Annotated in this window: 10 protein-coding genes; 1 reads left to right on the top strand and 9 read right to left on the bottom strand. The window is 50.8% G+C overall.

The genetic code is table 11. From position 1 onward, the window contains the following. Positions 1 to 82: 82 nt before the first annotated feature. Positions 83 to 1,138: a selenide, water dikinase SelD gene (gene selD, locus ABWP81_RS01420; protein WP_353131602.1), complete on the bottom strand. Its 1,056-nt coding sequence runs from the start codon at positions 1,136 to 1,138 to the stop codon at positions 83 to 85. Positions 1,139 to 1,177: 39 nt separating this feature from the next. After that, complete coding sequence (gene senB, locus ABWP81_RS01415) at positions 1,178 to 2,275, bottom strand: selenoneine biosynthesis selenosugar synthase SenB (protein WP_353138512.1); 1,098 nt, start codon at positions 2,273 to 2,275, stop codon at positions 1,178 to 1,180. A gap of 111 nt (positions 2,276 to 2,386) precedes the next feature. Here senB and ABWP81_RS01410 point away from each other — a divergent pair, with 111 nt between their 5' ends. Beyond that, positions 2,387 to 3,445 (top strand): SUMF1/EgtB/PvdO family nonheme iron enzyme, encoded by a 1,059-nt coding sequence (locus tag ABWP81_RS01410; RefSeq protein WP_353138510.1) that lies wholly within the window; start codon positions 2,387 to 2,389, stop codon positions 3,443 to 3,445. Between the two features lie 18 nt (positions 3,446 to 3,463). On the opposite strand, the gene egtD is transcribed toward ABWP81_RS01410, so the two are convergent. The 7 genes from egtD to ABWP81_RS01375 form a co-directional block, all read right to left on the bottom strand. Continuing rightward, positions 3,464 to 4,441, bottom strand: coding sequence for an L-histidine N(alpha)-methyltransferase (gene egtD, locus ABWP81_RS01405; protein ID WP_353138507.1), 978 nt, complete (start codon positions 4,439 to 4,441; stop codon positions 3,464 to 3,466). 61 nt (positions 4,442 to 4,502) lie between these two features. After that, positions 4,503 to 5,372: a phosphonate ABC transporter, permease protein PhnE gene (gene phnE, locus ABWP81_RS01400; RefSeq protein WP_353138504.1), complete on the bottom strand. Its 870-nt coding sequence runs from the start codon at positions 5,370 to 5,372 to the stop codon at positions 4,503 to 4,505. Continuing rightward, the gene (locus tag ABWP81_RS01395; protein ID WP_353138501.1) at positions 5,369 to 6,205 is read right to left on the bottom strand and encodes a PhnE/PtxC family ABC transporter permease; all 837 of its coding nucleotides are present in this window, start codon (positions 6,203 to 6,205) and stop codon (positions 5,369 to 5,371) included. Before ABWP81_RS01395 ends, phnE begins: the two co-directional genes overlap by 4 nt. 34 nt (positions 6,206 to 6,239) lie before the next feature. Continuing rightward, positions 6,240 to 7,055, bottom strand: a complete 816-nt coding sequence (locus tag ABWP81_RS01390; protein ID WP_353131608.1) for a phosphonate ABC transporter ATP-binding protein — start codon at positions 7,053 to 7,055, stop codon at positions 6,240 to 6,242. Positions 7,056 to 7,074: 19 nt separating this feature from the next. Continuing rightward, positions 7,075 to 7,908 carry a putative selenate ABC transporter substrate-binding protein gene (locus tag ABWP81_RS01385; RefSeq protein WP_502905499.1) on the bottom strand — a complete coding sequence of 278 codons (834 nt, stop codon included), beginning with the start codon at positions 7,906 to 7,908 and terminating at the stop codon, positions 7,075 to 7,077. A gap of 132 nt (positions 7,909 to 8,040) precedes the next feature. Continuing rightward, on the bottom strand, positions 8,041 to 8,829 hold the full coding sequence (locus ABWP81_RS01380; protein ID WP_353138498.1) for an inositol monophosphatase family protein: 789 nt from the start codon (positions 8,827 to 8,829) through the stop codon (positions 8,041 to 8,043). Further along, positions 8,826 to 9,536 carry a GntR family transcriptional regulator gene (locus tag ABWP81_RS01375; RefSeq protein WP_353138495.1) on the bottom strand — a complete coding sequence of 237 codons (711 nt, stop codon included), beginning with the start codon at positions 9,534 to 9,536 and terminating at the stop codon, positions 8,826 to 8,828. The genes ABWP81_RS01380 and ABWP81_RS01375 overlap by 4 nt, the downstream gene beginning before the upstream one ends. Positions 9,537 to 9,568 lie beyond the last annotated feature (32 nt).

The raw sequence follows: 9,568 nt of genomic DNA, 5'->3' as shown, positions 1-9,568 counted from the left end.
TCAAAGTCGAGGCCTTGAAATAACCATTCCTCAGGCAAATAGGAATGGCCCACAGCAAGCAAACTTAAAACGGACATAAACGTCAGCTGACGATCAACCGTGCGTTTTGCAACTCACCGATGTGCCCCACTACAGCTGCATCATCAAACCCATGACGGCTAAAAATAGCCATCACCTCGGGCACTGTTTCAGCGGAACAACTGACCAACAAACCACCGCTGGTTTGGGGATCTGATAACAAGGCCTGGCATTCATCAGGCACCTCATTTCCGAGGCTAATTTCGTTTCCATAGCCATCCCAGTTTCGACCTGAAGCGCCAGTGACATAGCCATTTTTCAACAACACGGACACATTGGGAAGCAAAGGCACATCTGCCCAATTGATATGGGCAGTTAGGTTTGCGCCTCTTGCAACTTCAAGGGCGTGACCCGCCAAACCAAAACCAGTCACGTCGGTCAAAGCATGCACACCAGACAACTCAGCCAACTCGGGACCAGGTGTGTTGAGCTTGGTTGCATTGGCGATCATTGATTCGTAACCTGGCGCATCGAGCGCTTCTTTTTTGAGAGCGGCAGATAAAACACCCACACCAATTGGCTTGCCCAGCACCAACACATCTCCAACACGCGCGCCATCGTTTCGTTTCACACGGTCGGGATGAACCAAGCCCAGCACAACTAATCCATAAATGGGCTCGACTGAATCAATCGTGTGTCCGCCAGCAATTGGAATGCCGGCAGTATTGCAAACAGATGCGCCTCCAGCAAGAACTTTGCCGATGGTGCCTGTTGACAGCACATTGATTGGCATGCCAACCAACGCCAGAGCCAAGATGGGTTTTCCGCCCATGGCATAAACATCGCTAATGGCATTGGTAGCTGCAATGCGCCCAAATTCGTATGGGTCGTCGACGATGGGCATGAAAAAATCTGTCGTTGCAATCAATGCTTGATGATCGTTCAGCTTGTAAACCGCTGCATCATCTGCTGTTGCAATTCCCACCAGCAACTCTTTGGGAATCGGCATCTGTAATGTGCTTTTAAGAATTTCGGACAAAACCGCTGGAGCAATTTTGCAACCGCAGCCTCCGCCGTGCGAGAGGGAAGTCAAACGAGGTTCAGAAAGATGGATAGTCATTTTTTGGGTGCAAAAGGAAGGTTGGTTTGGATCAAAAAATCAAGACAAATGCCGCGCTGAAATCAGACTTTGAATGATTGTAAGTAACGTTTTTCTCTCGTACTCAGGCGAAAAAAGAGGCGCTAAGAGTGCGCACTGCTTCTTCAACAGTTGCTCAAATTCCGAGTCATGCCGAAAGCGAACCAGCATGTCAGCCAGGGCCTGCGCGTCACCCACTGGAAACAAACCTGCATAGTCTTGTCCAAGCATGCCCATGTTGCCCGGAATGCGAGAAGCAATAACAGGGACGCCACTGCAAACCGCCTCCATCAACACATGCGCTCCGCCCTCCATCACGCTTGTGTGAACAAGCACGTGCGACCGTTGAATTTGGCGGCGGGTCTCGGCGTGGCTTAAGGCGCCTGTGAATTGGTATTGGGGGTATGAAGTCGCTGTTTGATGCGCCATAGTTGCAAGCAATTGATCATGCTCTGCACCAATATGCTTGATTTGGATCTGCATATGACCTTGCTGCCCAAGCAAGGCTGCGGCTTCAAATAATGTGCGCGGAGACTTCTCCTCTCGCAGATGCCCCACCATGACAGCGCGTGTGTCACGCGAAGATTTAGACAAGGTCACTCGTGGTGTCGTTGACTGTAAAACGACCTCAGTTTTAGACCTCAAGTGAGGGGGCAACTCATCAAGTCCCAGTGGCTGCAAAACAATGAGGCGAGAAGCAAACTCTAGCGATTGTTGAGCCTGAGGGTCGTGTTTGATATCTCTGTACAAATCAGTGCCCGTCAGCACGACTACCAAACCGTTGGCGCCATTGATGGAGTGCCAAGCCGCGATTGACGAAAAACTTCTTCGCGCATGCAAAGCAATCAAAACATCATCTGATTTTGAGCCGTCCCACTCACTGACAATTCGCACTCGAAATTGCGTCTTCAAAAATTGACCATAGCGTTTGGCTGTCTGCCAATTACCGTTATTGGCGCTGGCTAATGCGGGACTTACAATGACAACAGTTTTTTTATCATGTTGAACATTAGGTACTTTTGATGTTTGAAACTTTTTTTGAAGTTTCTTTTTATTGGGATCTGGTTTCATATTCAGTAGCCAAGGATAGCTAAAAGGATAAAAAAATCGATGCGTCATGTAAATGTCCTGACACTGTCAAAGTCTCTTCAACTACTCAGAGAACAGACACTCAACTCATTTCAGTACTATTTGAGAGCCAACAAACTCAACATTCCTCTAAAAACAGGAATGAATCTGCCCGTCTGGGAGCTGGGCCACCTTGTGTGGTTTCAAGAATACTGGATTGCTCGTAACCCAAAACGCTCACTGGGGCTAGCGTATGGGGTTTCAAATCTACACAAAGCATCGATTCTCAAAGAAGCTGACGTGTGGTTTGACAGTGCCAATGTTCCTCATTCGACACGCTGGGCATTAACACTTTTTACGCCCCAAAATTGCATTCAATATGCTGAGCAAACTTTAGCTCACACACTTGAACTTTTACACAGCGAAGCCGACCATAGCCCGGCGCTCTATTTTTATTGGTTGGTTCTGCAACATGAGGCAATGCACCTTGAGGCTAGCGCCTATATGGCGCAATCCCTTGGGATTCCTTACCAAGCACTTTGGCAAAAACAAGCAGAAATAAACGAAACAAAAGCCCGAAATAGTCAACAGCAAATTCATGAAAAGAAAACAGCCCAGGTACCCTCACAAACTTGGAAGCTTGGATCCAGTGGTTTCTCGTCAAGCTCTGCCATAAAAGAAACAACGTTTTGCTTTGACAACGAATTGACTGAAAAAAATTGCTCAATTCAAGACTTTGAAATTTCTCTGCGGCCAGTCAACTGGGGGCAGTATTTGGATTTTGTAAATACTACGGGCTACCAACTTCCAAATTACATTCGAAAAACGGCCACTGATTTTGAAGCTGAAGTATTTGGCTGCTGGGCACCTTTAAATATGGATTTACCAGCAGTGCATTTGTCTTGGGTTGATGCTCAAGCCTACTGTCATTGGGCCAAATGTCGATTACCGACTGAAGCCGAGTGGGATTGCGCTGCTAAAACATCAATAGGTTTTGAATGGGGAGATGTTTGGGAATGGACGCAAGACGCTTTTGAGCCTTATAACGGCTTTGTTGCACACCCTTACGCTGATTACTCAGTGCCTTGGTTTGGCACACACAAAGTTCTCCGAGGGGCCTCGCACCTAACGCATGCAGTTTTGCGAGATATCAATTATCGAAATTTTTTCACACCTGAACGCAATGATATTTATGCAGGCTTCAGAACCTGCACACTTTAAATTTAAGTAGGTTTGAGACTAGCTAGCCCAAAATAAAGCGTAGTGCGATTTTGTATCAGTCCAGTGCCGAATATTTGAAAAACCCGATTTGATCAGTTGGGACGAAAAATTTTCAACCGTCCATTTGTAAGAGTTTTCGGTATGTATGGTCTCGTCTTTTTTAAAATGACGTTGGTGCCCTTGCCAATTCACAACCAAATTTCGCTTTGCCTGAAGATGCATTTCAACGCGCGACTCTTGGACATTAAAGCGTGCGATATGTTGCCAATCAAGTAGATCAAAATCTGAACCCAATAAACTGTTGACTCGCCTGAGCACATTCAAATTAAAGGCAGCTGTGACACCCAAGTCATCCGCATAGGCACGCTCGAGTGTGTCTACATCTTTGACCAAGTCGATTCCAATGATGAGACCTGAACCAGGCTGCCCCGTTTTGCAAAGGTCAGCAATTCTTTGTAAAAAGTAAAACGCCTCAGTTGGATTGAAATTCCCCAAACTGGAGCCAAGATACAAGGCCAATATTGGATTTGCTGTCAGTTGCTCTTGCAATGCTGCTGGAAAGGTCAGTGAATTTGAAAAGTCCATGCCTATACCCACCACACTGACTGCTGCGTATTTGGCCTGTAAATCTCTTAAATTATTTGTGAGGTATTCAACCGAAATATCAACAGCAACATAAGTTGCTGGCATGGTGCTGGAAAACAAGCTCACTGCTTTTTGACAACTACCTGCTCCAAGGTCAATCCATGTTGCATGCTTAGGAAAATGCGCATGAATTTCGCTCGCTTGGTGAGTGAAAATTTGTAACTCTGTCCGGGTTGGGTAATATTCAGGCAGCAGAGTAATTGCATCAAAAAGCACAGACCCTAGCTCATCATAAAAATACTTTGGGGACAGGATCGCTTGTGTGCAAAGCAAACCTTGAATCAGCTCTTGAACATTTGCGTCTTTGTTTTCTTGATGAATGTCAAAAAGTAAGGGCTGTTTATCTTGCATCAAAATCTCATTGAACATTTGTAATTAATTTATCGCTACATCGTTTGAATCGAATACTAAGTCAACGATTCAGCCATCGCCTCAAGCTGAAACTTAGCGCATCCACACACGCCACCATCAGCAGCATGGCCACCAGTAGAGTGGCAGTCTTGTTCATTTGAAACAGGCCCATATGAAAAGACAACAACTGGCCCAAACCACCCGCGCCCACCACGCCCAAGACAGCAGCGGCGCGAATGTTATTTTCCCAACGATAGAGCGTGTAGCTCATCAACTGCGGAAGAACCTGCGGGAAGGTGGCGAAGGCAAAGACGCGCAATGGCCCCACTCCTTGAATTCTCAATGCATCGCCAGGACCCGTAGGAATATTTTCCATGGCTTCCGCAAACAGCCGACCCAAAACACCGCTGGTATGAAGGGCCAGCGCCAGGGTACCCGCCATGGGGCCAAGACCTGCAGAAATTAACAACAACGCAGCCCAAACCAGTTCAGGAATAGCCCTTAGCGCATTAAGCAGCCAGCGCGTTGGGCTTCGAAGCCAAGCCGAGTCATGTTGGGTCATCCGGCTTGCAGGAACGGCTAGGGCCAAGCCCAACACAACAGCCAAAACCGTACCCAGCGCCGACATGGCCAGAGTTTCCCAAGCGGCCCAGCCAACTTTGCGGACAAAGTCGTGCGATAGATCGAGGGGGAAAAATTCGGCTACAAAACGGCCCATGCTGCGCGCCGCTTCCATCGAAGCAAAAGCAGCCCAGTCCAAGTCCAGCGATACAAAACTGGCCAGCACCAACACCAGCAGAGCGGCTGTAAACCAGCATGCGCGGCAGCGGGCGTTAAAGAGGGGTGGTGGCAGTTTCCAGGGCGGATTGGCCGCTTCATTACTAAAGGTCATCACCACTTTAGGGGTGGCGGTTGTCGGACGGGTATTCATGCCAAGGCCTTTCTCAGCCAAGAACTCACGTGGTCGGCCAAAGCCACCAATGCAATGAACACCAGCAGCAAAGTGGCCACCTCACCGCCATTGAACATCTTCATCGAGTTGTCCAGTTGCTGACCCAGACCGCCCGCCCCCACAAAGCCCAGCACCACCGAAGAGCGGATGGCACACTCCCATCGGTAAACCGTATAAGAGGCCAGTTCAGCCGCATGGCTGGGCAGCAGCGCGTACACAAAGGCTTGAAGTCGACCACTGCCATTGCGCATGAGGGTTTGGGTGGCGTGGCTTTCACCACTTTCCAAAATCTCGGCGTACACCTTGCCCAGCATGCCGCCGTAGGTCAGCGCAATTGCCAACACACCCGCTGTAGGGCCAAGGCCGACCACACGCACAAACACCAGTGCCCAAATCAATTCTGGAATGCTTCGCAGAACAATCAAGGTTGCCCGCACACACCAGCGCAGCAACGCCGGCCAGCGGTTCATGCGGCCGGATAAGGCCGAGAGCGACAGCATCCGCGTGGCAAGCAAGCTCAAAGGCACGGCCAGCAACAGCGCCAGCGTGACGCCGGCAGTTGCCATGGCCACGGTGCGCCAAGTCTCGCGAACCACCATTTGCAAAAATTCGGCGTTGTACACCAAAGGCCAAAAACTGCGCAAAAAATTGGCAGTGACTTTGCGATTCTCCGGTTCCCAAAGCACCCAGAGGCGGAATTCAGTGGCCACACCCAGCGGCCACAAAAGCACCAGCGCCAAGCTCAGCCAAAACACACGCGCAGCAAAAGCGGGGTCGCGAACAGGAGACAAAGGAGAGACAACGACGGACATGTGCAGTGCGAGGGGCTTAAAGGATCTGAATGCCTCAGCGGCAATGCATCACTACAGGCGCAGGTGTTGCGGGCAGAGCCTCGCTTCGCAACTCATGTTCGTACTGGTCGTACAAATGAGCCAGACGCTCAGGACTGACCTGTGCTGCTGGCAAATCGAAAGCCAACTGCCCGTCGCGCAAACCAATGATGCGTGGGAAGTGCGCCAGTGCCATATCCACTTGGTGCAAAGTGGCTACCAGCGTGACCTGCCTTTCACGCGCCAGCCCCACTAGCGCGGACATGGCCATACGAGCGCGCATCGGGTCGAGTGCTGACAAAGGCTCATCGATCAACCACAGACTGGCCGGGGCCAACAAGGCACGCGCCAGGCCCACGCGTTGGCGTTCACCACCCGACAAGCGGTCAACGCGTTCAAACAATTTGTCACCCAAGTCGAAGTGCACCAGCGCTGCGTAAGCGGCCGGAATGTCGGCGGGGTAAAACAGCGAGCGCAAACTTGCCCACAAACCCATGGCGGGCAAACGCCCAGCCAGCACCGAGGTCACCACGCGTTGGCGAGGCGGCAACGGCGGCACCTGTGGTGCCAAAAACAACTGGCCGCGCAAACGGCGCAACATCCGTGCGGGCAATGTCCAAGGGTTGACACCGGCCAGCTGCAGTTGGCCTTGAGTGGGCGGCTGTGCGCAAGCCAACACCTGCAACAAGGTCGTCTTGCCCGCGCCTGATGGGCCAATGATGGCCACATGCTCGCCAGCGGCAAGTTGCAGGTTCATCGCACGCAAGGCCGCAGGCGCGCTTGGCAGCGCTGCCGGATGCCTGGCTTCAAGGGCTTGAAGGTCGATGTTCAAACTAGTGAGCTCCGTCGCTTCAAAGTAGACCCAAATTTCGAGCGGCCGCCTCTAATTCCTTGTAGTTCTCAGGCTTGGTTTCAATGTAACGGGTTGCGCGGTTCAGACGCAAAATTTCAGCGTGCTCGGGATTGGCGGGATTCAAGGCCAGCAGCGCCGCTTTAATCTTTTCTTGCAACGCAACTGGCATGTCGGCATGCACTGACCAGTTGTAATTGAAGAAGGTTGGCGTAGTGAAGAAAACGTTCACGTCCTTTGTATCGACTTTATTCTCAGTCACGAACTTTTTCCAAACGGTGATGTCGAGCGCGGCGGCATCGACCTTGCCACTGACTACCGAGGCGATCGTGGCATCATGCGCGCCGCTGTAGGCGATGCGTTTGAAGTCTTTTTCAGGGTTAATTCCCGCTTGCACAAGAACACCCCGAGGCATCGCATGACCCGAAGTACTGCTTTGCGAGCCAAACGAGACTTGCTTGCCCTTCATGTCGTTCAGTGTTTTGATGCCTGAATCGGTCTTGGCAATGAACACCGACTGGAACTTGGTGTCCTCTTCGCGCTGCGCCAATGGCACAACCTTGCCCCCCGAGCGAAGCTTGGCCTGAACGTAGGTGAAGCCACCAAACCAGACCAAGTCGACCTTCTTGTTGACCAAGGACTCTACGGCGGCGGGGTAATCGGTCACTGGGGTGAATTGCACCTTCATGCCCAACTGGCTTTCCAGATAGGTGGCTAAAGGCGTGAACTTGCGCACCTGCTCAGTGGCGGCCTCTTCAGGGATGGTGGTCACGCGAAGCGTGGTTTGGGCTTGTGCATGTGTCATGAAAGAAAAAGCCATGACACCGAAATACACGAAAGACAAAAACAGGTTTTTTGATTGGCGGGAACTTGACAAAGATTAGATCCTTAAAAAATTTGTGCCCAATGTACCCAAAATATTTGTAGTCTCGATGAACCCACCACATCAGCCGTTGATTCACGGGGCTTATAGCTGAAGGGGAAGGATCAATTGGCGCCATTGTTGTGACAGTTGTGGCGCAGAAGCCGCAATACGGCGAGACTCATGCCAGACCAAGTCATCCAGAGTGAAAACATGCCCACCGGCTTCCTTAATCAAAAGCACACCAGCCGCGGCATCCCAACTGCCCATGTCATGCGACCAAAATACATCGATCCTTGCTGCCGCTAGGTATGCAAGTTCCAGCGCCATGCTGCCCGATCGACGAACACCCGAGAGTGTGGACACGACTCGGTCAAACTGTGTCAAGTAATCTGGCATTGATGCAGATGTGGGCTTTGGAAATACTGTGGCAGCAATGGCAAGCTGTAAATGCTCTGTGTTTGCAATTTTTATAGGTTTGTCATTTAGCGTGGCACCTTGATTCATTGCGGCACTGAAGACCTCTTGTCGGCAAGGATCAACAATGCACGCGGCAATCGGCTCGCCATCTGATAGCAGAGCAATGGACACGCTGTACTGTGGGTAGCCACGTAGAAAATTCATACTGCCATCTATGGGGTCGATCACCCAAAGCAGACCATCTGTCACATACGAGTTTGCACTTTCCTCACCCAGGAATCCATGTTCAGGATACTGTTCGGCAATGCGCGCCTTGAGGTGTTCTTCTATGCGTCTATCCAATGCACTTGACCAGTCGCCGGCCGACTTTAATTCGATGGCATGGTGCTGATCAGCGGCATGCTGGATCATGTGAGCGGCTTCAAGCGCCAAGGTCTTCGCGAAATCCCTGGCATTTATTGCAAGGTCAGTCATGTCATTTCTCGCATTCGCGAGACGTAATCAAAACTCCGTGTATCCACGATTGATATACGAAATTCAGCAGGTTTACGATCAAAGGTGTGCGCAACACGGTCAATGCGCAACACAGGCGTACCCTCATCTAGATTGAGCAACTGCGCACTGTCTGTCAAGACCGCCTCGGACCGAACCCTTTCATCTGCCTCCACAATCGTCACACCAAACGCAGACTGATAGTGCCCGTAAATCGTAGTGGTTCTGGCCGTCAGGGCCGCTTGATTTAACCCAGGAAACATAGCCTCAGAGATGGCAATCTTGTCGTGGATTACAGGTTTTCCTTGCAGGTGCAGGACGTTTTCGATGCGAAATACCGATTGATTGCCGTGCAGCCCGAGCGCTTGGGCTTCTAATTGGTTAGCGCGTGATTTGGAAAATTTATGAAGCCGCACTTCGGGAAATTCACTAGGCCCATCTCGCGGCGCAATTTTAAAAAACTGAAACATGAAACGTTCGCGATCAAGCTTGCCAACAAAAGTGCCCCGTCCTTGCTGGCGCAGTAGCACATGCTCCGCCACCAATTCGTCCACAGCTCGCCGGACCGTACCCACCGAAACCTGAAAGCGCTGAGCCAAATCTTTTTCGTTTGGCAAAGCTGCACCTGGTGCCGCAAAACCGGACTGAATGTCGTTGATCAGTTGCCGTTTGACTTGGCGATAAAGCATGCGGAAAAGTCTTTCAAAAATACAAACACTCA

The organism is Limnohabitans sp., from assembly GCF_040401135.1.
Classification (GTDB): domain Bacteria; phylum Pseudomonadota; class Gammaproteobacteria; order Burkholderiales; family Burkholderiaceae_C; genus Limnohabitans.
Note: the sequence above shows the minus strand (reverse complement) of the source record. Positions and strands in the feature narration are given on the sequence as shown.